Source organism: Bradyrhizobium sp. 179 (assembly GCF_023073535.1).
In the GTDB taxonomy this organism is placed as follows: Bacteria; Pseudomonadota; Alphaproteobacteria; order Rhizobiales; family Xanthobacteraceae; genus Bradyrhizobium.
Genome location: NZ_JADPJR010000053.1, coordinates 329,369 through 351,970 on the forward strand (window position 1 = coordinate 329,369; position 22,602 = coordinate 351,970).

Annotated in this window: 25 protein-coding genes and 1 riboswitch; of the genes, 8 read left to right on the top strand and 17 right to left on the bottom strand. The window is 64.7% G+C overall.

Annotated features, from left to right (window positions below):
• Positions 1-14: 14 nt before the first annotated feature.
• From IVB12_RS13205 to uvrC, 8 genes are all read right to left on the bottom strand, one after another.
• Positions 15-1,487: an EAL domain-containing protein gene (locus IVB12_RS13205; protein ID WP_247299445.1), complete on the bottom strand. Its 1,473-nt coding sequence runs from the start codon at positions 1,485-1,487 to the stop codon at positions 15-17.
• A gap of 201 nt (positions 1,488-1,688) precedes the next feature.
• The gene (locus IVB12_RS13210; RefSeq protein ID WP_247299447.1) at positions 1,689-2,819 is read right to left on the bottom strand and encodes a YihY/virulence factor BrkB family protein; all 1,131 of its coding nucleotides are present in this window, start codon (positions 2,817-2,819) and stop codon (positions 1,689-1,691) included.
• Positions 2,820-3,407: a phage holin family protein gene (locus tag IVB12_RS13215; protein WP_247299449.1), complete on the bottom strand. Its 588-nt coding sequence runs from the start codon at positions 3,405-3,407 to the stop codon at positions 2,820-2,822.
• 90 nt (positions 3,408-3,497) lie between these two features.
• Positions 3,498-4,487 (bottom strand): 50S ribosomal protein L3 N(5)-glutamine methyltransferase, encoded by a 990-nt coding sequence (gene prmB / locus IVB12_RS13220; RefSeq protein ID WP_247299460.1) that lies wholly within the window; start codon positions 4,485-4,487, stop codon positions 3,498-3,500.
• Positions 4,487-4,954 carry a molybdenum cofactor biosynthesis protein MoaE gene (locus IVB12_RS13225; RefSeq protein WP_247299461.1) on the bottom strand — a complete coding sequence of 156 codons (468 nt, stop codon included), beginning with the start codon at positions 4,952-4,954 and terminating at the stop codon, positions 4,487-4,489. Before IVB12_RS13225 ends, prmB begins: the two co-directional genes overlap by 1 nt.
• Positions 4,955-5,041: 87 nt before the next feature.
• A complete protein-coding gene (moaD, locus tag IVB12_RS13230; protein WP_247299463.1) occupies positions 5,042-5,293 on the bottom strand; it encodes a molybdopterin converting factor subunit 1 in 252 nt (83 codons plus the stop codon).
• Positions 5,290-5,907 carry a CDP-diacylglycerol--glycerol-3-phosphate 3-phosphatidyltransferase gene (gene pgsA, locus IVB12_RS13235; protein ID WP_247277561.1) on the bottom strand — a complete coding sequence of 206 codons (618 nt, stop codon included), beginning with the start codon at positions 5,905-5,907 and terminating at the stop codon, positions 5,290-5,292. Before pgsA ends, moaD begins: the two co-directional genes overlap by 4 nt.
• Before the next feature lie 97 nt (positions 5,908-6,004).
• Positions 6,005-8,074: an excinuclease ABC subunit UvrC gene (gene uvrC, locus IVB12_RS13240; protein WP_247299465.1), complete on the bottom strand. Its 2,070-nt coding sequence runs from the start codon at positions 8,072-8,074 to the stop codon at positions 6,005-6,007.
• Between the two features lie 249 nt (positions 8,075-8,323).
• Between uvrC and IVB12_RS13245 the strand changes: the two genes are divergently transcribed.
• Entirely contained in the window at positions 8,324-8,947 is a 624-nt protein-coding gene (locus IVB12_RS13245) for an outer membrane protein (protein WP_247299467.1), read from the top strand.
• A gap of 70 nt (positions 8,948-9,017) precedes the next feature.
• On the opposite strand, the gene IVB12_RS13250 is transcribed toward IVB12_RS13245, so the two are convergent.
• From IVB12_RS13250 to IVB12_RS13265, 4 genes are all read right to left on the bottom strand, one after another.
• Entirely contained in the window at positions 9,018-9,233 is a 216-nt protein-coding gene (locus IVB12_RS13250) for a cold-shock protein (RefSeq protein ID WP_008544396.1), read from the bottom strand.
• 251 nt (positions 9,234-9,484) lie between these two features.
• Positions 9,485-10,345 (bottom strand): 23S rRNA (adenine(2030)-N(6))-methyltransferase RlmJ, encoded by an 861-nt coding sequence (gene rlmJ, locus IVB12_RS13255; RefSeq protein ID WP_247299469.1) that lies wholly within the window; start codon positions 10,343-10,345, stop codon positions 9,485-9,487.
• Between the two features lie 189 nt (positions 10,346-10,534).
• Positions 10,535-11,239, bottom strand: a complete 705-nt coding sequence (locus IVB12_RS13260; protein ID WP_247299471.1) for a ribonuclease T2 — start codon at positions 11,237-11,239, stop codon at positions 10,535-10,537.
• A gap of 117 nt (positions 11,240-11,356) precedes the next feature.
• A complete protein-coding gene (locus IVB12_RS13265; protein ID WP_247299472.1) occupies positions 11,357-11,818 on the bottom strand; it encodes a hypothetical protein in 462 nt (153 codons plus the stop codon).
• Between the two features lie 184 nt (positions 11,819-12,002).
• On the opposite strand from IVB12_RS13265, the gene IVB12_RS13270 reads away from it, so the two are divergent.
• A complete protein-coding gene (locus IVB12_RS13270; RefSeq protein WP_247299474.1) occupies positions 12,003-12,308 on the top strand; it encodes a hypothetical protein in 306 nt (101 codons plus the stop codon).
• Positions 12,309-12,351: 43 nt separating this feature from the next.
• On the top strand, positions 12,352-12,882 hold the full coding sequence (locus IVB12_RS13275; RefSeq protein ID WP_247299476.1) for a DUF3617 family protein: 531 nt from the start codon (positions 12,352-12,354) through the stop codon (positions 12,880-12,882).
• Between the two features lie 64 nt (positions 12,883-12,946).
• Here the strand turns inward: IVB12_RS13275 and IVB12_RS13280 are convergent, their stop codons facing one another.
• The 3 genes from IVB12_RS13280 to IVB12_RS13290 are packed head-to-tail and all read right to left on the bottom strand — an operon-like array spanning position 12,947 to position 15,632.
• Entirely contained in the window at positions 12,947-14,335 is a 1,389-nt protein-coding gene (locus IVB12_RS13280) for an ATP-binding protein (protein ID WP_247299478.1), read from the bottom strand.
• Positions 14,336-14,361: 26 nt separating this feature from the next.
• Positions 14,362-15,093, bottom strand: a complete 732-nt coding sequence (locus IVB12_RS13285) for a response regulator transcription factor (RefSeq protein ID WP_247299480.1) — start codon at positions 15,091-15,093, stop codon at positions 14,362-14,364.
• Positions 15,090-15,632 carry a MarR family transcriptional regulator gene (locus tag IVB12_RS13290; RefSeq protein WP_247299482.1) on the bottom strand — a complete coding sequence of 181 codons (543 nt, stop codon included), beginning with the start codon at positions 15,630-15,632 and terminating at the stop codon, positions 15,090-15,092. The genes IVB12_RS13285 and IVB12_RS13290 overlap by 4 nt, the downstream gene beginning before the upstream one ends.
• Positions 15,633-15,972: 340 nt before the next feature.
• On the opposite strand from IVB12_RS13290, the gene IVB12_RS13295 reads away from it, so the two are divergent.
• From IVB12_RS13295 to IVB12_RS13310, 4 genes are all read left to right on the top strand, one after another.
• On the top strand, positions 15,973-17,055 hold the full coding sequence (locus IVB12_RS13295; RefSeq protein WP_247299484.1) for a branched-chain amino acid aminotransferase: 1,083 nt from the start codon (positions 15,973-15,975) through the stop codon (positions 17,053-17,055).
• Positions 17,056-17,147: 92 nt separating this feature from the next.
• Positions 17,148-18,662, top strand: coding sequence for a histidine--tRNA ligase (hisS, locus tag IVB12_RS13300; RefSeq protein WP_247299486.1), 1,515 nt, complete (start codon positions 17,148-17,150; stop codon positions 18,660-18,662).
• A gap of 120 nt (positions 18,663-18,782) precedes the next feature.
• Entirely contained in the window at positions 18,783-18,986 is a 204-nt protein-coding gene (locus IVB12_RS13305) for a tautomerase family protein (protein ID WP_025033847.1), read from the top strand.
• 88 nt (positions 18,987-19,074) lie between these two features.
• Positions 19,075-19,467 (top strand): hotdog domain-containing protein, encoded by a 393-nt coding sequence (locus tag IVB12_RS13310; RefSeq protein ID WP_247299488.1) that lies wholly within the window; start codon positions 19,075-19,077, stop codon positions 19,465-19,467.
• Between the two features lie 15 nt (positions 19,468-19,482).
• Here the strand turns inward: IVB12_RS13310 and proC are convergent, their stop codons facing one another.
• Together proC and IVB12_RS13320 are read right to left on the bottom strand one after the other, a co-directional pair.
• Positions 19,483-20,307 carry a pyrroline-5-carboxylate reductase gene (proC, locus tag IVB12_RS13315; protein ID WP_247299490.1) on the bottom strand — a complete coding sequence of 275 codons (825 nt, stop codon included), beginning with the start codon at positions 20,305-20,307 and terminating at the stop codon, positions 19,483-19,485.
• 211 nt (positions 20,308-20,518) lie between these two features.
• Entirely contained in the window at positions 20,519-21,019 is a 501-nt protein-coding gene (locus IVB12_RS13320; RefSeq protein WP_247277547.1) for a YbjN domain-containing protein, read from the bottom strand.
• A 430-nt stretch (positions 21,020-21,449) separates the two neighbouring features.
• Positions 21,450-21,623: riboswitch (FMN riboswitch) on the top strand.
• Between the two features lie 77 nt (positions 21,624-21,700).
• On the opposite strand from IVB12_RS13320, the gene IVB12_RS13325 reads away from it, so the two are divergent.
• A complete protein-coding gene (locus IVB12_RS13325; protein WP_247299492.1) occupies positions 21,701-22,273 on the top strand; it encodes a 6,7-dimethyl-8-ribityllumazine synthase in 573 nt (190 codons plus the stop codon).
• Positions 22,274-22,602 lie beyond the last annotated feature (329 nt).

The following is a 22,602-nucleotide window of genomic DNA, read 5'->3' on the forward strand; positions in this document are numbered from 1 at the left end:
ATGCGTGCGGCCGATCAGATGCGGCGCGCGAGCGCGGCGTTGCCGATGATACGCTGTGACGGAGGCGCGGAAGACGTCCCGCCTGAACTGGGTGTACCGGAGCCATTGGATCCCTGGATGTCCTGCGCCGGAGTCGGCGAGGCCCCGCCGGTAGCAGATGCCCCTTCAGGCCGCAATGGCCGGGGCGGTGCGAACAAAAAGCCCTGGCCGAACCGCACGTCATAATCGAGCAGGTCGACCACCGCGCGCTCGCCCTCGATCCGTTCGGCGATCAGGTCGATGCCGAAGCGGCCGAGCAGGTCGGAGAGGTCGGACGGGTGGATGTCCGAGGCCGAGGCCTGCTTCGGATCGAGCAGCAGCGTGGCCGGCACCTTGATGAAGCGCACGCCGCGGTCGGCGAGCTCGCGCGGCTCGATGCGCAAATCCGTGACATGGTCGATCGAGAAGCGGAAGCCGCGCTGGGCGAGCGCGGCGAGATTCTCGGTCTCGGCCGGACCGAGGTTACGGAAGGTCGACTGCTTGAACTCCAGCACCAGCGAGGGCGCCAGCGCCCGGTTGGCTTCAAGGAAGTCGAGACATTGCGCGAAGGTGGTGGAATTGCCGAGCGTGGAGGCCGCGACGTTGCAGAACACGCCGACATCCTTGTTGCGCACCATCAGGCGCCGCAGCACCTGCACACAGCGCAGCATCACCATGTTGTCGATGCGTCCGATGAGCCCGGAGGCCTCGGCGATGCTGATGAACTCCTCCGCGGCGATCAGCTGGTCACGCTCATCGCGCAAGCGCGTCACGGCCTCGTAGAACCGCACCTTGCGCTGCGGCAGCGTCACCATCGGCTGGAGGAAGATATCGATGCGGTTTTCGTCGATCGCGTTGCGCAGCGTCGCCAACAATTGGGTCTGGTTGCGGCCGTTGGCGACCTGCGTCGGGACCGTCTGTGAAGGCCGCGGCTGCGCTGCGGGAGGTGGCGGGGCTACGGGCAGCGGTGACGGGTCAGCCGGCCGCTCGTCGATCGTCGCGCTCAGGTCGAGCGGCGCGGGCTCCTGTTTCTCGACCGGGCTTGCGGCTGATACCGGAGCGCCGCCAGCTAGCAGGTCTTCATGGGCCGAGACGGTGGTGGCGAGCTGCCTGACCAGTCCGCCGAGTTCGTTGATCTCGCCGACCACCGACTGGATGCGCTCGGCGTTGGTCGAATTGGACGAGGCGATGCGTCCCTCGATTGCAGCTAACCGGCGGCCAAACTCGGCCACCTGGCGCGCGAGGTCGGCAGTGCCGCGCGAAAGGTCGGCGATCTGGCCGCCGACGTCGCTGCGGTCGCGCAGCCGCATCGACACCGCGTTGTAGAGGATCAGGAAGGTCAGCGCGGTCAGCGCCACGATCGCGGATTCGGTTCCGCTGATGCCGGCGACCGAATAGAGCACGAGCCCGAGCGAGGCCGCGACCAGAACCATGCAGATGGCGATGAAGATCGTCGAAATGCGAATCATGCCGCGCGTTAAGCCTCTAGAGAGCTGACTGTCTCACCGGGAAAACACGGGCCGCCGTCCGACGCCTCACGTCTCATGCTCCCCCGAGCCATGTGAGCTTAACATCATTGTTGATTCGAGGGGATAGCAGCGTGCGGGCCGAGGTTGGCGCGCAAGCTTTGCAACCGGCGCTCACGATCAAGGGCGGACCGAATTGCACCGTCAGGACGGCGCGGCCGCGCCGACCGTGTCGGCCGAGACGGCTTCGCGGCTGCCGAGCGGCTTCGGCCGCCCGGTGGTCGTATCGCGCAGGGTCTGCCGCTCGATCTCCGAGTTCAGCTCGGCTCCGAACATGATGACGATCGCCGACATCCACATCCACATCATGAGGCCGATCGCTGCCCCGAGCGAGCCGTAGGTCGCGTTGTAATTGGCGAATTCTGACAGATACCAGGACAGCAGCGCCGAGCCGGCGATCCAGAGGATGGCGGCCGTCACGGCGCCGAGGCTCAGCCATTGCCAGCGCGGCGCGTCGCGGCTGGGCGCGAAGCGATAGAGGATGGCGAGCGCCACGAGCAGGATGAGGAACAGGAGCGGCCATCGTGCCAGCGCCACGATTAGCTTGCTTCCGGGCGCCATGCCGAGATGATTGAGCGCGAGCGGGAAGGCGACGACGGCGCCCACCATCAGCAACAGCGCTACGATGCCGCCGACAGTGAAGGCCAGCGACACCATGTTGAGCTTGATGAAGCTGCGCTTCTCGCGCTCCTCATAGGCGACGTTGAGAGCGTCGAAGATCGCCTTGACGCCGGCATTGGCGCTCCAGATCGCAAGCAGAAGCCCGAGCAGGAAGGTGGCCCCGAGCGTGGTGTTGCCATGCGACACCACGCGCGCGACCTGGTCCTCGACGATCTGGAACGAGCCCTCGGGCAGCATGGTCGCAAGCGTCTGGAGATTGGCGCTGATTGTCGCGGGATCGGCGAACAGGCCGTAAGAGGAGACAAGTGCCGTGACAGCGGGAAAGATCGCGAGCAGGCCGAAAAAGACGACGCCGCCTGCGGTCGCCAGCAGGCGATCCTCATCGATGCGCTGATAGGTCCGCCAGAAGATGTCCTTCCAGCCCGCCCAGGGGATCGTGAACGGGCTCTTGGCATGACGGCCGCGGCCGGGCTCCACGGCCGCGCTCGCCGGATGCGTTTCCGGTGAATTCGCCTCGGCCTTGCGATGGTCTTGCGGAGGCCCCGACCTGGCCAGGCCGGAGTCCTGGAAGTAGCGCTCCGCGGTGAGCACGAACACTGCCGTGGCCGCCACCAGCAGCCAACTGTCCATTTGCTCGGAGCGCCGCATCAGCATTCACGCTTCCAATCCGTGCCTGTGACGCCGCCGGCGTGCAGCCGTCAACCCGACCAGGCCGACGGCCGCGAGCATCAGGCCAAGTTGCACGGGACGGTTGGCGCGGTTCGGCCAGGCTTTGCTGTCGCGACCGCGTTCACCGGGTGCAAGCGGCACGAGGGGGATCGTCGTTGCGACCTCCTTCACTGCCTGCTTGATCGTTCCGCGAGGAATCCGCGGGGTGGCGATCGCAACCCGCATCCGGCTGGCGAGCGGCACGACCGGCTTGTCCCGACGCTTCACTTGAGCCAGAGCCAACCCGGCGCAGGTTACGGCGAGCACCAGCAGCAGGGCTCCGACGGCGCCAAAGCCCCAGAATTGCCCGTAGGTGATCGCAACCCAGCGGTACAGCGCGACCAGGCCGACAAAGAGGGCCGCAATGACGAATAGCCCGGCCATCGCGAACAGGCCGGCTGCGACCGCGTAGGACGTCGCCCGTCCGGTGGCTTGGTTGGTGCGGTCGCGCAAATACGATTGTGCGGCGCGTTTGAGGTGGTTGAGTTTGAGCGCCATGCCGGCGCGCAGCAATTCGCCCGATGGCGCGAGCATGTGGACATCCTCCGAGAGCAAGACAATTCGTCGGGGGATGAACGTGGCGGAATTTGACTTGTTCCGAGAGAGCGTGCCCGGCGTAGCGGATCAGCCGAGATCGGCGGCTGCGATCCAGAACACCTCGCCCTCGGAGTCTTCGGTGTCCAGCCAGAGCAGCGGTAGTTCCGGAAAGGCCTTGTCGACCAGTTCGCGGCCGCGGCCGATCTCGCAGACCAGCCCGCCATCCGGCGTCAGGTGATCGGGCGCCTCGCGCAGGATACGGCGCACCACGTCGAGACCGTCGGCGCCGCCGTCGAAGGCGAGCTTCGGCTCGGCCCGGCACTCCGGCGGCAGCGCGGCCATGCCTTCCGCATCGACGTAGGGCGGATTGGTGATGATCAGGTCATAGCGTGCATCGCCGAGCGGGGCGAACAGGTCGCCGCGATACAGGCTGATCCGGTTCTCGAGCCCGTATTCGCCGACATTTCGCGTGGCGACCTCGAGCGCGCCCTTGGAGATATCGACCGCGTCGACGGTGGCGTTCGGAAAATGATGCGCGGCGAGGATGGCGAGGCAGCCCGATCCGGTGCAGAGATCGAGCACGCGCTCGACCGCCGTGGGATCGTCGATCAGCGATCCGGCAGTCCCGTCGCGGCCAAAATGCGAGTCCAGCAGCTCGCCGATGAAGGAGCGTGGAACGATGACGCGCTCGTCGACATAGAAGGGTAGCCCGCGCATGTAGATCTTGTTGACGAGATAGGCGGCCGGTTTGCGGGTGGTGACGCGCTGATGGATGAGATCGAGAACGGTCTTGCCCTCGGCCAGGGTGACGCGCGCGTTGGCGAAAAGCTCGAACTGTTCGGGATTGAGATGCAGCGCCTCGCTGACCAGGAAGGCCGCCTCGGCGACCGGATCGGTGGTGCCGTGGGCAAAGGCGAGCTCGGCTTCGACAAAGCGGCTCACCGCATAGCGGACCAAATCGAGCAGCGTGAGAAGCTCACCAGGAGCGACCTTAGCAAGGCCGATCTTAGCAAGGCCGATCTTACCAGGTCTTGGCGCGGCGCGGCCACGCGCGGTCTTTTTGGATGCTCTTGCCATCAGGACCGGGTCCAGCGTGCGGCGGCTTCGTCGTCGCGGGCCTCGGCCGCGACCCAGCCGGTGCCGGCTTCGCTCTCTTCCTTCTTCCAGAACGGCGCGCTGGTCTTGAGATAGTCCATCAGGAACTCGGCCGCCTGGAACGCGGCCTGGCGGTGCTGCGAGGCGGTCAGCACCAGCACGATGTTCTGGCCAGGCATGAAGCGGCCGACGCGGTGAATCACCGTGACGCCGTTCAGCGGCCAGCGCGAGGTCGCCTCGTCGACGTGACGCTTGATCTCTTCTTCGGCCATGCCCGGATAATGTTCGAGCGTAAGCGCAGCGACCTTCGCGCTGTCCTCGTCGGCGCGGCAGATCCCCGAGAAGCTCACGACCGCGCCGATGTCGGTGCGGCTCTTGGTCAGGATTTCGATCTCGCGCGCGAGGTCGAAATCGTCCTCCTGGATGCGGATGCTCACGGGGCAGCTCATGCTCGTCCCGATCCGACGGTGCCAGACCTCTCCCCGGCGGGGAGAGGTGAGGTGGCACCGTACGCTGGTCTGTTCGAGAACATTGGTCTAGCCGCCGGTCATCGGCGGGAAGAACGCGATCTCGCGGGCGCCCGCGATTGCGGTGTCCGGCTTGACGTGGGCGTGATCGATCGCGGCGCGGATCACCTTCGGCTTCTCGAAGGCGTAGGCATAGGCCTCGTTCTGGCCGGACAGCCAGGCGATCAGCTCCTCGACGGTGCGCACCGTTGCGGGCGGTTCGATGGTCTCCTCGGCCTTGCCGACGCGCTCGCGCACCCAGGCGAAATATTTCACCTTCATCCCTCGTCCTCCTTGATGAGGTGATGGATGCCGGCGCGGAAATAGTCGTAGCCGGTGTAGATGGTGAGGATCGCCGAAGCCCACAGCAGCGCCAGCCCGATCATCGAGACCACCGGCACCACCTCATCGCCGGCCGGGCCCGCGAGCAGGAAACCGATGGCGACGAGCTGGACCGTCGTCTTCCATTTAGCGAGCTTCGTTACGGGCACGCTGACGCGCAGCGCGGCGAGGTATTCGCGCAGGCCCGAGACCAGGATCTCGCGGCACAGGATCACGATGGCGGCCCATAGCGACCAGCCATGGATGATGCCATCGGCGGCCAGCATCAGCAGGCACGAGGCAACCAGCAGCTTGTCGGCGATCGGATCGAGCATCCGGCCGAACGCTGATTGCTGATTCCAGATTCGCGCATAATAGCCGTCGAGGTAATCGGTCACCCCGGCGCCGATGAAGATGGCCACCGCCACCCAGCGCAGCCATAGCGGCCCGTCCATGATCGACTGCGCGTAAATGCATCCGACCACGACCGGGATCGCGGCGATCCGGCCGTAGGTCAGGATGTTGGGAAGGGACATCGAGCGCCTGGTTGCCCCTCGTGTCGTCGCGATGTTCATCCGTCCTACCAATACCGCTGGTGCCTGAACGTCAACCGTCCCGCTCTCCAAATGAGGCGCGGACGCAACGATCATATGACCGCGGCCCCCCTTTAGTTCATCCCGGCTGGGGATGGAAATACTCGAAAATCCTGCGGGCGCTTTCGGCGCTCACGCCCGGAACCTTGCCGAGATCAGCGATCGAGGCCCGCTCGATCTCCTTCAGGGTTCCGAAATGATGCAGCAAGGCACGTTTACGTGACGGCCCGATGCCGGGGATCTCCTGCAAACCGGCCTCGCGGATGTCCTTCTTGCGCAGCTTGCGGTGCGAGCCGATGACGAAGCGGTGAGCCTCGTCGCGCAGGCGCTGGATGAAATAGAGCACGGGATCGCGCGGCTCCAGCTTGATCGCCTCGCGCTCGGGCATGAACAGGGTCTCGCGGCCGGCATCCCGGTCCGGTCCCTTGGCGACCGACATCAGCGACACCTGGGTCAAGCCGAGAGCTGCAAAGATCTCGCGGACGGCGTTGAGCTGGCCGCGGCCGCCGTCGATGATGACGAGGTCGGGCCATTGCGGGAAATCGTCGTCCTTCGCCTTGGCCACGCCTTCCTCGGGCGGATTGATCAGTCGCTTGAAGCGTCGCTCCAGCACCTCGCGCATCATGGCGTAGTCGTCGCCAGGCGTCAGCCCTTCCGACTTGATGTTGAACTTGCGGTACTGGTTCTTCACGAAGCCGTCCGGGCCGGCAACGATCATGGCGCCGACCGCATTGGTGCCTTGGATGTGGCTGTTGTCGTAGACCTCGATGCGCTTGGGCACGTGCGGCAGGCTCAGCGTCGCGGCCATGGCCTCGAGCAGGCGGCTCTGCGTCGCGGTGTCCGCGAGCTTGCGGCCGAGCGCCTCGCGCGCATTGGTCAGCGCGTGGGTGACGAGCTCCTTCTTCTCACCGCGTTTGGGCGCGGTGACCTCGACCTTGTGGCCGGCTTTGGTCGACAGCGCACTGGCGAGCAGCTCGCTCTCCTCGATCTCGTGCGAGAGCAGGATGTTCTTCGGCGGCGGCTTGTCGTCGTAGAACTGGGCGAGGAAGGAGCCGAGCACCTCTTCGGGGGTAAATGTCTTTTCCGCGCGCGGGAAATAAGCGCGGTTGCCCCAGTTCTGTCCGGTGCGGAAGAAGAACACCTCGACGCAGGAGAAGCCGCCCTCCTGGTGGATGGCGAACACGTCGGCTTCCTCGACCGTGCGCGGATTGATTCCCTGCTGCGACTGGATCGCCGACAGCGCGGCGAGGCGATCGCGATAGAGTGCGGCGCGTTCGAATTCGAGCTCGCCGGAGGCCTTCTCCATCTCGCCGGCGAGCTCCTGCTTCACCGCATGGCTCTTACCGGAGAGGAAGTCGGTCGCTTCGCGCACCAGGGTCGTATAGCCGGGAAAGTCGATCTCGCGGGTGCAGGGCCCGGCACAGCGGCGGATCTGGTAGAGCAGGCAGGGCCGGGTGCGGCTCTCGAAGAAGGAATCGGTGCAGGAGCGGATCAGGAATGCGCGCTGAAGGGCCGTGATGGTCCGGTTCACGGCGCCCGCCGAGGCGAACGGGCCGAAATAGCGCCCCGGCCGGGTCTGCGCGCCGCGGTGCTTCAGGATCTGCGGCGCCCAATGGTCGCCTGTGATCAGGATGTAGGGAAACGACTTGTCGTCGCGCAGCTGCACGTTGAAGCGCGGCCGCAGCTGCTTGATGAGGTTGGCTTCCAGCAGCAGCGCTTCCGTCTCGGTTGTGGTTGAGACGATCTCCACGGTCGCCGTGGCGGCGATCATGCGCAGGATGCGCGCCGGCTGGGGGGCACTCTGGCGCGCGTAGTTGGACAGGCGCTTTTTGACGTTCTTGGCCTTGCCGACATAGAGAACGTCCGCGTTCGCATTAAGCATGCGATAGACCCCGGGCGAGGTGGGGGCGAGCCGGACCGCGCGCTCGATCGCCTCATGACCGGTCGCCAGCGGGCCCTCGCCGACCGCGCCGCTCTCTTCCAGGATATCCGGCAGCCGCGCATCGTCCTCGTCGTCACCGCTCGCAGTCGCGGGATCGAGGTCCGGTGGCGCCATGTCCGTTTCCGGATGTTGGGCGTTCGGTGCGGTGACGCGCACGGGTTTGCGCGTACGTGCATCGTCCGGATTGTCGGGGGAATCGTGAACCATGGTGCGAATTTAGGGGCTGGGGGTGCCGATTTGAAGTTCCGGCGGTGGCGCACGCACAGGATGGCGGGCGCAGTTCCCGGTAACGCTTGGTTAAGCCTGTTAATAGCGCGGTAACCCGGCTTAACAGCCCTTTAACTTAAAGCTCTCGATAAATCTTACGCGAAAAAGTGGTGGTTCCGTAACCATGCGGTCTGGCTTTGCGCGGCGGCGCAGGCATCGCGGGGGCGGTAGTTTGCGTTGGAGTGTGTGATGAAGGGGCTCGTTGTGGGCGCAGCCGCGTTGGTTGCTGCCGGCTGGACAGCTTCGGCAGGGGCCGCCGATCTCAGTTACGGGCAGCGTGCGCCCTATACGGTCAATCAGCCGCTCAATGCGTACAGCTGGGCCGGTCCTTATCTAGGCGGCAACGTCGGCTATGAATGGGGTTCGGTCGACAACAATCCCTCAAAGCCTTCCGGCTTCGTCGGCGGCGTGCAGGCCGGCTATAATTTCCAGAACGGCCCTTGGGTGTTTGGCGTCGAGGGCGACATTCAGGCCGCCGGTGCCGACGATACCTTCGCGCCGTGGAAGTTCTCCAATCCGTGGTTCGGCACCCTGCGCGGCCGCGCCGGCTATGCCTTCAGCAATGTGCTGTTCTACGGCACCGCTGGCCTCGCTTTCGGCGAACTGCGGGCGCAGACCTTCGGCTGGACAGAATCGCACACCACCGCTGGCTGGACCGTCGGTGCCGGCGCGGAAGTCGGCCTTGCGCCGAACTGGACCGCCAAGCTCGAATATCTCTACATCGATCTGTCGACGAGTCAGTTCGCAATTACGGGCGTGTCAAACGGCTATAGCGCCAGCGTTGTCCGCGCAGGCGTGAACTATCACTTCTGATAGCTGAAGAAGAAAAGACCGGACCAACCTCCCGGCCGCTAGCGGCCGGGATTTTTTTAAGCCAGGCTCGCTAGGAGAGGATGACCAAATTGACCGCCTTCGGTCCCTTCCCCTTCTTGTCCGGTTCGACTTCGAAAGTAATACGCTGTCCTTCGGCAAGGTCCTTCAGTCCCGCCCGCTCTACGGCGGTGATGTGAACGAAGACGTCGCGGCCGCCGTCGTCCGGCTTGATGAAGCCGTAGCCGCGCTCGCCGTTGAAGAACTTGACCGTTCCCGTCATGGCCATCGGGAAACTCCCCCTCATTGCTCCTCCGCCGCGGCGCAGACTCGCGTCACGACATGACCGGACCTTACGAAGCCCGGGAGCTGGCCATCCTTGGGCGGACCTCATAGGTCCGGCCGGATCTTTCTTGGGCCTTCACTCCGCCGCAACCATTCGCGGAAGCGGAACGTAAAGCCAGTCACGGAAACAGCATAATACGGTTCGTCGCAGATTGACTACCGTTCCTGCATATTTTTCCCAAGAATGCCGGAGTGTTACGGCCTCGGCACCTCCAATCGGAATCTGGCAGCGCCGCCCTGGCCGAGCGGCATTTCGAGCTCGGGCAGGATGGTCTTGAGCTCACCGTGCAGCGTGTAGGGCGGGTTGACGATGAGGAGACCCGTGGAGGTGAGGGCCGCGCCATCGAGCTGCGGCGCCACACTGAATTCGAGGCGCAGGCATTTTCCGGGCGGCTTTGCTGCGGCTGCGAGCCGGGCCACCGTTTGCGCCAGCGTGTCGGTGGCGCGCCGGTTCTTGGCCGGATACCAGATGACGTAGATACCGGTCGGCCATTTCGCGAACGCCGCTGAGAAGGCCTCGCCAAGCCGCTCGAACTCGTCCTTGGCCTCGAACGGCGGGTCGATCAGCACGAGGCCGCGCCGCTCCTTCGGCGGCACGAAGGCGGGCAGTGCCATCCAGCCGTCGAGATCGACCACGCGAGCCTGCTCGTCGCGGCGCAGCACGTCGATCAGCGCTTTCCGCGCCTTCGGCTCGAGCTCGCAGGCGACGAGGCGGTCCTGCGGCCTGAGCAGGCCGCGCGCGATCAGTGGCGAGCCGGGATAGGCTTTGAGCTCGCCCTTCGGATTGAAGGCGCGGACGATGTCAAGATAGGGCTTGGTCAGCGCCGCGGTCTCGTTCGACAGGCGCGCCTGCATCAGCCGCGCGATGCCGGTCAGCCACTCGCCGCCACGGCGCGCCTCGTTGCTGTCGAGGTCGTAGAGGCCGGCGCCGGCATGGGTGTCGATGACGCGGAACGCCGCCGGCTTGTCCTGCAAATAAGTGAGGATGCGCGCCAGCACGATGTGCTTGATGACGTCGGCGAAGCTGCCGGCATGGAAGGCGTGACGGTAGTTCATGACGGAGAGTTACGACATCGCGAGGCGAAAGTAACGGCCGTCATTTCGGGGCGGTGCGCCAGCACCGAACCCGGAATCCATTTCTTTGAGAACGCGGACAGATGCATTCCGGGCTCGCGCTTCCGCCTTCGCTCTTCGGGCTGCGGCGGACAAGCCGCGCGCCCCGGAATGACGATCCGAGGGCTCGCTCTACCCACCCCTGATCGGCGGCATCGTCACCTGCTCGCGGCGGCAGGTGCGGCGCTCGAGCTCGTCGCAGGCGCGGAATTGCAGGTCCTTGCTGAGGCAGATGCGGACCTCGGACAGCCGTGTCCGGTTGCAGGTGACCGAGATGGCGGCATTGCTGAGGCCGGGATTAGCCTTGATAAAAGCGTCCTCGACCTCCGCCGGCGCCACGGTCTTGGCCTGCGACAGATCGAGATATTCGGCCGGGATCTTGATCGCGGCGCGCGCTTTGCGGATCGTTTCGAAATAGCTGCGGCTCTCGAGCCCGGAGCAGGTGCCGTGCTTGTCCCATTCGTTGAAGATCAGGCCCGGCGCCGGCATCAAGTCGAGCATCGAGGAAACGATGCCGCGGTTCAGCCGCGGTGCCGGCCGCTGGCAATATTCGGGGAAGCCGTTTTCATATTGCGGCCACAGGCCATGCACCACGAAGGCGTAGGGCCGCCCGCTGCACTGCATCTGTGAACGGCCGCTGCGCTCGGCCGCTTCCTCGCAGAAGGAGGGCGACCATGACAGCGACAGCACATAGAAATCGAACTCGCCCGGCGCGTTTTGCCGCTTGTCCTGGGCCTTTGCGCCACCGGCGAACGAAGCCAAGCCTGCGGCAAGGATCAGGGGAAGGGTCAGCGAGATCACCAGGCGGGAGAACGAATGCAATCTGGAATGAAACATGGCGACGCCCCTCAACTAGACTGTGCAATGAAGCCTAGCAGGCGATAAGAACATTTCAAGAACAAAATTCGGGCCACCGCCGTTCGGTCGCCGGATCGGCCCGAAGGGCCCTTGAAATCAGGGCTTGGCGGCGCGGCAGGCCGGATTGTAGGCCCAGTTACGGTCGACTCCGACGACGCACCATTCGACACCATTGCCGTAGCCGGCAAAGCCGCCATCCTCGATAATCGAGAAATGCACCTTGCGCACCTTGCCGTCATTGAGCATGGCGTCGCCGGTGCAATAGCGGCGCGGAATGTTGTCGGACTGCCAGGGCCGGAAGGCGGTCTCGCGAACGGCGGAGAAGCCGGTGATCTTCAACGAGGAATTCCAGAACGAGCTTTCCTTCTCCCAGAACTGGGTGGCGATCGTCGGCAGCGCCTTGTCGCAATCGGCGACGGCGCCGTCGTAACGTGGCCCACTCAGCCAGAAATTCGTCTCGAGCGGATTGGCGGCCCTGGCCTCACCGAGCGGCAGCGCCCCGAACGTGAGGCCGAGCACGGCGGCAAAGCGGAGCGATTTCAGGGAGGGGGCGCGCATGGGCAATCCGGACTGCTGGGTCTTGCGAAGATGGGACCGTGCCGCGAAGGCTCGGCGGGGTCAAGTGCAGCGCGGCAACACTTCGCCAGGAGTTGACCACAACGTCGCGCTCGGCATGGCTTCCGTTCTTTCCACTTCCATCGCAGCACCGTAAACTGGCGGCCAGCCAATTGGAGTGACGGGAATGCGAATCATTGCGGCCGCGGGTCTTCTCGCCAGCCTGGTTGTCTCGGGTATGATGGCGAGCCAGTCGGCGCGCGCCGATATCCTTCCAGTGCCGCCGTTCAAGGGCAACGACACCGGCGGCATCATCGCCTATTCGATGGCGACCCAGGTCGATGCCCGGCAGGTCGCGGTCGATCACTGCGCGCGCTACGGCAAGGTCGCCAAATTTCTCGCGGTGCAGGCCTACGAGGGCGGCTACATCTCGTTCTCCTGCCGCTGGGTGCCCTATGGCGCCGCCGACCAGCCGATCCGAACGCTGTACTGAACCGCGGTCGTAACGCCGCAATCTCTCAGCCGGGAGCTCCCAGATGACGCGCAAACTCGCTTTGCTCGGCTCGGCCGCCTGTCTCGTGTTGTCGGCAGGCAGCGCCAGCGCCGACGATCTGCCGCTGCGCAAGGCCGGCCTTTGGGAAATGAAGCTGGTCACGACCGGCTCGCCCGTGCCCGAGATGACCATGCAGCACTGCACCGACGAGACCGTCGACAAGGAGATGAGCAACAACGTCTCCCCGATGGCCAAGCAGATCTGCGCCAAGCAGGAGATCAAGAAGACCGCGACCGGCTATGTCAGCGATTCCGAGTGCAACGTCGCCGGCGTCAGCACGACCTCGCATGCCGAGATATCAGGCGATTTCAACTCGGCCTATACGGTGAAGACCTCCTCGCATGCGCAAGGCGGCGTCGCCGGCACGGCAGGGCGCGATAGCACCATGACGCTCGAAGCGAAATGGCTCGGGGCCTGCAAGCCGGACCAGAAGCCCGGCGACATCGTGATGCCAGGCGGCTTCAAGATGAACGTGCGCGACGTGGATAAGCTGAAGGCACTGCTGCCGAAGTAGCGAGATCGTAGCCGGAAAACCGGTGTGCTCCCTCGCCCCGTTCTTACGGGAGAGGCAAGAGCAGTTACACCGGTATTCTCACGCTCGCCCTCAATCCTCCCATCGGGCTGTCGCCGAGCGTGATGTCGCCGCCGTGCGAGCGGGCGATGTCGCGGGCGATCGCGAGACCAAGGCCCGTGCCGCCTTCGTCCTGGTTGCGGGCGTTGTCCAGCCGCAGGAACGGCTTGAACACCTCTTCGCGCAAATGCGCGGGAATGCCCGGCCCGTCGTCGTCGATCGTGACCGTGAGATAGCGGTGATCGCGCTGGCCGGTGATGGCGATGGCCTTGCCGTAGCGCGCGGCGTTGGTGACGAGGTTGGCAAGGCAGCGCTTGAACGAGGCCGGCTTCACCGTCACCACTGGCAGGCCGTGGAACGCCACGGTCGCGGTGTGGCCGTGCCGTTCGGCGTCGCTGCGCAGCTCTTCCAGGGCCTGGGCCATATCGGTCGGCTGCGATTGCTCGCCGGAATCGCCGCGGGCAAAGGCAAGGTAATCCTCCAGCATCATCGACATCTCGTCGACGTCCTTGCGCATGCCCTCGAGCTCCGGACTATCGCCGATCAGCGCCAGCTCGAGCTTGAAGCGGGTCAGGATGGTGCGCAGGTCATGGCTGACGCCAGCCAGCATTGCGGTGCGCTGCTCCATCGTGCGCTCGATGCGCGATTTCATCTCGAGGAAGGCGACGGAGGCGCGCCGCACCTCGCGCGCGCCTCTGGGGCGGAAATTCGGCGCCTCGCGGCCTTTGCCGAAGCTCTCGGCGGCATCGGCGAGCCGCAGGATCGGCTTGATCTGGTTGCGCAGGAACAGCACCGCGACGATCAGCAGGATCGAGGACGTGCCGACCATCCAGAACAGGAAGATTTCCGAGTTCGAGGCATAGGCGGCGCTGCGCTGGGCAAACACGCGCATCACGGCATCGTCGAGCTGGATGCGGATCTCGACGAGATTGGAGCGGCCGACCGTGTCGATCCAGAACGAACGCCCGATCTGGCGGCCGAGCTGCACCGACAGGGTCTGGTCGAGTAGCGAGAAGAACGGCTTCGGTCCTGGCGGCGGCATGTCCCCGGCGGGCAGGAAATCGACGACGAGGCCGAGCCGCTGCTGGGCGATGCGGCGGATCTGGTCGCGGTCCTTGTCCTGCGGATAGCCCTTGTAGACGTCGATCAGCGCGGCGATGTCTTGCACCACCGCCGCGGACAGGCGGCGAGTCACCGTGTTCCAGTGCCGCTCCATGAACACGAAGGCGACGACCGATTGCAGGATCACCATCGGCACGATCATGATCAGCAGCGCGCGCGCATAGAGGCCGGTCGGCATCCAGCCCTTGAATGCGTTGCCCATCCAGCCATTGGCGGCGGAGACGCGGTCGGCGGCGCTCTTCAGAAGCGTCAGGCCCGTATCGATCGTGCTCATCGGTGGCGCTTCACTGCTCTATGGCTTTAAGGCAAGGCCACCAGCCGGTAGCCGATGCCGCGCACCGCCTGGAGGAACAGCGGATTGGCGGGATCGGTCTCGATCTTGCGCCTGAGGCGGTTGATCTGAACGTCCACGGCGCGCTCGTTGACGCTGCCGTTGCCGGTCAGCGCGCTGCGCGGCACGGTTTCGCCCGGCGTCTCCGAGAGGATGCGCAGCATCTCGCGCTCACGGTCAGTGAGGTGAATGACCTCATCGCCCTGGCGCAGCTCGCCGCGATCGAGATGGTAGACGTAGGGTCCGAAAGCGATCTTCTCCACGGTCGCGGCCTGCGGCGGCGGCGCGGCGCGCTTCAGGATGTTGTTGATGCGCAGCGCGAGCTCGCGCGGCTCGAACGGTTTTGCGACATAGTCGTCGGCGCCGATCTGCAGGCCCTCGATGCGCGCTTCTGCCTCGTGCCGTGCCGTCAGCATCACGATCGGCACCGAGGACGAGGTGCGGATGAAACGGGCAAGGTCGAAGCCGGTCTCGCCGGGCATCATGACGTCGAGGATCAAGAGATCGAAATGCAAGCCCATGAGCTTGGCGCGCGCATCGCTGGCGCTGGCGGCGATCGAGACGCGGTAGCCTTCGCTGGCGAGAAAGCGCGACAGCAGATCGCGGATGCGGCGGTCGTCATCGACCAGCAGCAGATGCGGGGCATCGTCGGCGGGTTGCACCGGCGGGCGGGCGAGCGTGGCAGCGAGCGGCACGGTCACTCCTTGGCGTCGTGGTTGACGGAAGCGAAGATCGTCTCGAGCACCTTGTCCGGATCGTCGCGATCAATCATCGCGCGCAGGAAGCGCTTGACGGTCTCGGCATCCTGCGGACCCATTTCGGCAAGCGCCTTGTTGATCCGCGTGGTCTGCAGCCCGGCAAGCTTCTGCACCAGCGCTTCGCCCTTCGGCGTCGCATAGAGCAGGCGCTGGCGACGGTCATTGTCGCCGGTCTTCTGCACGATATAGCCCTCGTCGAGAAGCTGCTTGAGCACGCGGCCAAGCGATTGCTTTGTGATGCGCAGGACGTCGAGGAGGTCGGCGACCTTGAGGCCGGGGTAGCGATAGACGAAGTGCATGACCCGGTGATGGGCACGGCCGAAGCCGAAGGCCTCCAGCTCCTGGTCGGGATCGCCGACGAAATCGCGATAGGCGAAGAACAGCAGCTCGATGATATCCCAGCGCAAATTGTTTCCATCGCCTGCGGCCGGCCGAGGCTCGGCGGCGTCTTGAGACGGACTCGCGAAATTTATGTCAGGCATATTGACGTATCTTAGGTTCAATGTTACAAAACGATTGGCCCGCACGAAATTTTAGATCGTATCGCGACGGGCGGCGTCGAAGCGGGGACGGCGGAAACAGCCGGACAGGCGACGACGGCCGGAGCAGATCTACCGTGCGATTGTCGAGCGGCATTTCGACAAAACATACTGGACTTCCGCCTTCCGCAAAAGCATGTCCTCGGCGACATGCTGGCCACGGGAAACCGGCCGTAACAAGGCTGGCGCCGGTCCAGCCAGACACCTAATGAAGCCAGCCGGCCCCGAACAGGGGCGGGCCGGTGCCAGAACAGCGCCGATACCGGCAGCGGGAGCCAAGGACATGAGCATGACATTCGACATCCAGCCCGCATCCAATCCGACTCCTGAGAAGGACCGCGTCGCCAAGCTGGTGGACCCAGGGTTCGGGCGAGTCTTCACCGATCACATGGCGATCGTCCGCTACAATCAGGCCAAGGGCGGCTGGTACGAGGCCAAAATCGAGGCGCGCGCCAACTTCCAGCTCGATCCGGCCGGCGCGGTCCTCCATTACGCTCAGGAAATTTTCGAGGGCCTCAAGGCCTACAAGCGCGACGACGGCGGCGTGAACCTGTTTCGCCCGGATGCCAATGCGCGGCGATTCAAGGACTCGGCCGACCGCATGGCGATGGCGCAATTGCCCGAGGATGTCTTCATCGAGGCGGTCGAGCAGGTCGTGCGCATCGACCGCGCCTGGATGCCGGGCGGCGAGGGCAGTCTTTACCTACGGCCCTTCATGATCGCGAGCGAGACCTTCCTCGGCGTCAAGCCGTCATCCGAATACATCTTCGCGGTCATCGCCTCGCCGGTCGGCTCCTATTTCAAGGGCGGCCCTGCACCGGTGTCGATCTGGGTGTCCGAGAACTACACGCGCGCTGCGATCGGCGGCACCGGCGCCGTCAAATGCGGCGGCAATTATGCCGCAAGCCTGCGCGCCCAGGCGGAAGCGATCCAGCATGGCTGCGATCAGGTCGTGTTCCTCGATGCGCTCGAGCGCCGTTACATCGAGGAGCTCGGGGGCATGAATGTCTTCTTCGTGTTCGACGACGGCTCGTTGTCGACGCCGCCGCTCGGCACCATCCTGCCGGGCATCACACGCGACTCCATCATCACGCTCGCCCGCGATGCCGGAAAGACGGTGCGCGAGGAGCCCTACCCGCTCGACCAGTGGCGCAAGGACGCCGCCAGCGGCAGGCTGAAAGAAGCCTTCGCCTGCGGCACTGCCGCCGTGATCTCGCCGATCGGCAAGGTGCGCTCGGTGAGCGGCGATTTCGACATCAGTGGCGGCGCGGCCGGCCCGGTCGCCATGGGCCTGCGCAAGCAGCTCGTCGACATCCAGTACGGCCGCACCAACGATCCGCACAACTGGATCCGCAAGGTGTTTTGAAGCTTTTATCTTCTCCCCTTGTGGGAGATCTCCCGCGAGAGGAGAGGGCAAGAACGGTTGCCGCCTTGCGCGTCGGCTGGTAAACGCCGCGCATGGCCGAGAAACCCAAAAAACCCCAGAAATTGAAGGCGCGCCTGCCGCGCGGGCTCGAGGATCGCAATCCCGCCGCGATACGCGCGACGCGCGAGATGGTCGAGAAGATCCGCGCTGTTTACGAGCTCTATGGCTTCGAGCCGGTGGAGACGCCGGCGATGGAATTCACCGATGCGCTCGGCAAATTCCTGCCCGACCAGGACCGTCCGAACGAGGGCGTGTTCTCGTTCCAGGACGACGACGAGCAATGGATCAGCCTACGTTACGATCTGACCGCGCCGCTCGCCCGCTACGTCGCTGAAAACTTCGACACGCTGCCAAAGCCCTATCGCAGCTACCGCGCCGGTTACGTGTTCCGCAACGAGAAGCCCGGTCCCGGCCGCTTCCGCCAGTTCATGCAGTTTGACGCGGATACGGTGGGCTCGGCGACACCGGCGGCGGATGCCGAGATCTGCATGATGGCCGCGGACACGATGGAGGCGCTCGGGATTGCACGCGGCTCCTATGTCGTGAAGGTGAACAACCGAAAAGTGCTCGACGGTGTTCTGGAAGCCATCGGGCTCGGCGGCGACGACAACGCGGCACGCAGGCTGACCGTGCTCCGCGCGATCGACAAGCTCGACAAGTTTTCCGCCGACGAAGTGCGCAAATTGCTCGGTCCCGGACGATGGGACGGTGGCGAAGAAGGCAAGGGCGACTTCACGAAAGGCGCCAATCTAAGTGCGGCGGAGGCTGACGTTGTTCTCGCCATCACCAAGCAGCGCGATGATTGGAAAGAAGCCATCGCCGCCGCAGAAACCTACCTCGCCAAGAGCGAAGTCGGTCAGGCCGGCGTGAGCGAGCTGGAAGAAATTGCCAAGCTGGTCACGGCCTCGGGTTACGGCATGGATCGCATTCGCATCGATCCCTCCGTCGTGCGCGGCCTCGAATATTACACCGGCCCTGTCTACGAGGTCGAACTCCTGCTCGACACCAAGGACGAGAAGGGTCGCCCGGTGCGCTTCGGCTCTGTCGGCGGCGGCGGACGTTATGACGGACTCGTTTCGCGCTTCCGCGGCGAGCCGGTGCCGGCGACCGGTTTCTCCATCGGCGTGTCTCGCTTGCAGTCCGCACTGACGCTGCTCGGCAAGCTCGACACGCGGCCAGAATTCGGGCCGGTCGTCGTCACCGTATTCGACCGCGACCGCGTCGCCGACTATCAGAAGATGGTCGCTTCCTTGCGCACCGCCGGCATCCGCGCCGAGCTCTATCTCGGCAATCCCAAGAACATGGGCAATCAGCTCAAATATGCCGATCGCCGCAACGCGCCCTGCGTCGTCATCCAGGGCTCCGACGAGAAGGCGCGCGGCGAGGTTCAGATCAAGGATCTGATCGAGGGTGCCAAGGCCGCCGCTGCGATCGCCTCCAACCAGGAATGGCGCGAGAGTCGACCGGCGCAATTCTCGTGCAGCGAGGCCGATCTCGTCGCCAAGGTGCGCGAGGTCTTGGCGCGCCATGACGTGAGCTGGGGCTAGCCATTCGCTCCATTCGTCATGCGCGGGCTTGACCCGCGCATCCATCTTCCAAATGATGGGATTGCCGGATCGAGCCCGGCAATGACGAATAGATGATCAACGACGAGCAGGGAGCAGACGATGCCTGAGATCACAATCAGCATGGCCGAAGGCCGCACCGACGAGCAGAAGGCCGGCATGATGCGCGACATCACCCAGGCGCTCGTGAAGAATCTCGGCGTCGACGCCGATGCCGTCGTCATCCAGATCAACGAGGCCCCGCTGCGCCACAAGATGAAGGGCGGCAAGACCTTTGTTGAGCGCGCGGCGGCTGCGAAGAAGTGACGCGTTAGTTCATTCCGGGGCAGCCCGTCAGGGCGTAATCTCTGGCTTTTCGCGTTCGCGCTTTGCGCCTGGAATGACGAGAAAGAACATGGACGCACGCGACTTCATCACAATCGGCATGAGCGCAGAGCGCACGCTGGTGGTGCCGGTGGAGCGCACGGTCGGGCATTTCGTGCCCGGCATGCCGTTTGTTTATGCGACGCCGATGATGATCCTCGAGATGGAGATGACCGCAAGCGATGCGATCCGCTCCGCGCTTCAGCCCGGCTGGGTCACTGTCGGCACCGAGGTTGACATCCGCCATCTCGCGGCAGCTCGCGTCGGTGCGACGGTGCGGACCACAGCGAAAGTTGTCGCGGTCGAGCGCCGCGTCATTCGTTTCGAGGTCGAGGCGTTCGAGGGCGCCCGCAAACTCGGCGAGGGCCGCCACGGGCGCGGTCTCGTCAATGTTGAGATGTTCAACAAGCGACTAGGAGCGTAGCTGCGAGGCCGTTAGCTACTTCGCCAATTCCTTCGACCGCTTCGTCGCGGCCGCTATTGCGCGGATCATCAACTCGCGCAGGCCGGGCTCGCCCATCAGCACGTCGAGGGCGGCAGCGGTGGTGCCACCGGGAGAGGTGACGTTCTGGCGCAGCGTGCTTGAAGCAAGCTCGGACTGGTGCAGCAGCTCGCCGGAGCCGGCGACGGTCTCGCGCGCAAGCTTTGTCGCCAACGCCTCGGGCAAGCCCGCTTCCACACCGGCGCGCGCGAGCTCTTCGGCGAGCAGGAAGACATAGGCTGGCCCTGAGCCGGAGACTGCGGTGACCGCGTCCATGAGGCCTTCATCCTCGACCCATTCCACCGAGCCGGTGGCGCGCAGCAGCGCATCGGCCACCGCGCGCTGAGCCGAGCTGACATGTTGTGCGGCGACGGCGACGGTGATGCCGCGGCCGATTGCGGCCGGCGTGTTCGGCATCGCGCGCACCACGGCGCGGCCGCAGACCTCTTCAAGCGAGGCGATCGTGATGCCTGCCATGATCGAGACCACCGACGTCTTGTCCGAAACGAATGGTTTCAGCTTGGCGCCGGCCTCGCGGAACATCTGAGGCTTCACCGCGACGACCAGCGTCTCGACCGTGCCCGCCGCTTTCAGGTCAGGATTGAGCGCAACGCCCTTGGCGGCAAGCGCGGTGATCTCGGGCGAGAGGTGCGGATCGATCACCGCAACGCGGCGCGGATCGAGCCCGCCCGCGAGCCATCCGCTCAGCATCGCGCTGCCCATCTTGCCGGCGCCGGCAAGGAGGATGGTGCCGGTGATGTTTTGGAGGGTGTTGTTCGCCATCGCTGCTGCCAAATCCGTCGTCCTGGCCAAAGCCAGGACCCATTTCCCCAGGTGGTTCTAGTGGATGGAGGGCAGAGCAACAAGCATCGCAAGATACGGAGAGCCCTCGCGGCATGGATCCTGGATCTGGGCCACGATAGCGCTTCGCGCCGTCATCGCTTGTCCAGGACGACGAAGGATGGGCGATGCCCTCCTCACGCGCTGGGGCGCCTTACGCCTCGCCCACCGTGTCGAACATCGCCGCGTCCATGGCTTGCGCGGTGGTCTTGCCGGCCCACACCACGAACTGGAACGCCGGGAAGTAGCGCTCGCAGGCGTGGATGGCGCCCGCGAGCATGGCTTCGCATTGCGCGGTGGAGGCGGTGAGGCCGCCCGGCAGCACCAGCGCCTGGCGGTGCATGATCATGCCGGTGTTGGTCCACAGGTCGAAATGGCCGACCCACAATTGCTCGTTGACCGCGGCGACGAGCCGCTGCACCTCGCCCCGGCGCTGCAGCGGGATCTTCATGTCGAAGGCGCAGGCCAGATGCAGCGCCTCGATCTCGCCCATCCAGGTGAAGGAGAGCTGGTAATCGGTCCATTGTCCCTTCGAGACAATCGTGAGTTCGTCTTCGCCGGAGCGTTCGAACGGCCAGTTGTTGCTGGCAGCGATATCCTCGACCACCGCGAGCGGATGGCTCTTGGAATCGATAGTGCCTTCGAGCAGGGACATGCCGTCTCGACCTCTTGCCTTCTTGTTGTTTTGATACGCACGCGGTTGGCCCGGCGCGCGCTCCCTAAACGTCGCTACGGCGATCCCTAGGGTCGCTCTTGCGATCCCCTCGGATCAGCGCGGGCCTGTCGCGGATCAAGTGATGTGATTTGCGGAATCTGCGCAACCGCGTCCCGAGTCCGTCCACAAGCCAGGACTCGTTCGTCCACAGCTCATCTCCGCCACAATTGTTAACGGGGAGAGACAAAACCGGACGAGGGAGAACAAACCGGAATCGGATTCGGGCGGCCGACGCCAATTGCTAATTCCGTCCCGCGAGGCCGCTCCCACCGCGACGGCATGGGACCATGCGCTTTGCCCATGCGGAACGCGCTTGCCGCAACGGCTCGCCGGCGGCATATTTCCTGGTAGGCCGTTCATCCCGAACGGCCGATGTTCTCAGGGCGGGGTGAAAGTCCCCACCGGCGGTAAGGGCCGAAAGGCCCAAGCCCGCGAGCGCCTTCCTCAGGTTCTTTCCTGAAAAGGATTTTGCCGAAGGGAAGGGTCAGCAGATTCGGTGCAACTCCGAAGCCGACGGTCAAAGTCCGGATGAAAGAGAACGGTCGGTGGCAGGCGCATCGCAAGATGCGGCTGTTTGTCGTTCCGTGTGCCCTGATTCTGGTCCTTAAACCGAGGAAAGCCATGAATCAGATGTTGCAAGATCCCCAAGTCCAAACCTCCAAAGTCGAAACTGAAGTCGCCGAACCGCCGGTTCCGCAAGGACCCGCGCCCGAATACCCGCGCTTCGCAAAGCCGCAGCGGGTGGCCTTCGTGCAGGCCTGCTGGCACCGCGACGTGGTCGAGGAGGCCCGCCTCGCCTTTCTGAAGGAGGCAGAAGCGCGGCACCTCACCCATGTCGACGTGTTCGAGGTGCCTGGCTCGTTCGAGATCCCGCTGCATGCGCAGGTCCTCGCCAAGACGCGCCGCTACACCGCGATCGTCGCGGCCGGACTCGTCGTCGATGGCGGCATCTACCGCCATGAATTCGTCGCCGACACCGTGATCAAGGCGCTAATGGACGTGCAACTCCGCACCGAGGTGCCGGTGTTCTCGGCTGTGCTGACGCCGCAGCAATTCCACGAGACCGAGGTGCACTACGACTTCTTCCGCAAGCATTTTGCGATCAAGGGCGCGGAGGTCGCGGCCGCCTGTGCGGAGACATTGCTCGGCCTGGAACGTCTGCGCGGCCAGGTCGCGGCGGGGATCGTGGGGTAGGCAGACCGCCGTAGGGTGGGCAAAGCGCAAGCGTGCCCACCAGCTTCATCGAAAGAGAAAGGTGGGCACGGCGTTGCGCCTTTGCCCACCCTTGTATTAGCCTGATCGGTTATGTTGAGCCGTTCCGTGAGGAATGGCCCAGCCCGGGTGGCCGCCGAGCTGGGTCGCCGTTCGATCGGATCGGTGCCCACCGAAGCCTTGAGGGCTGTCTGGCATAGCGAGATCGCGACCGGCACTTCATCGGGACCCGAATGGTTGAACGAACTTTAGGTTCGCATAACAAGGGAGGGATCGACGAAGATGGCCAAGCATAGCACGATCTGTGCCGG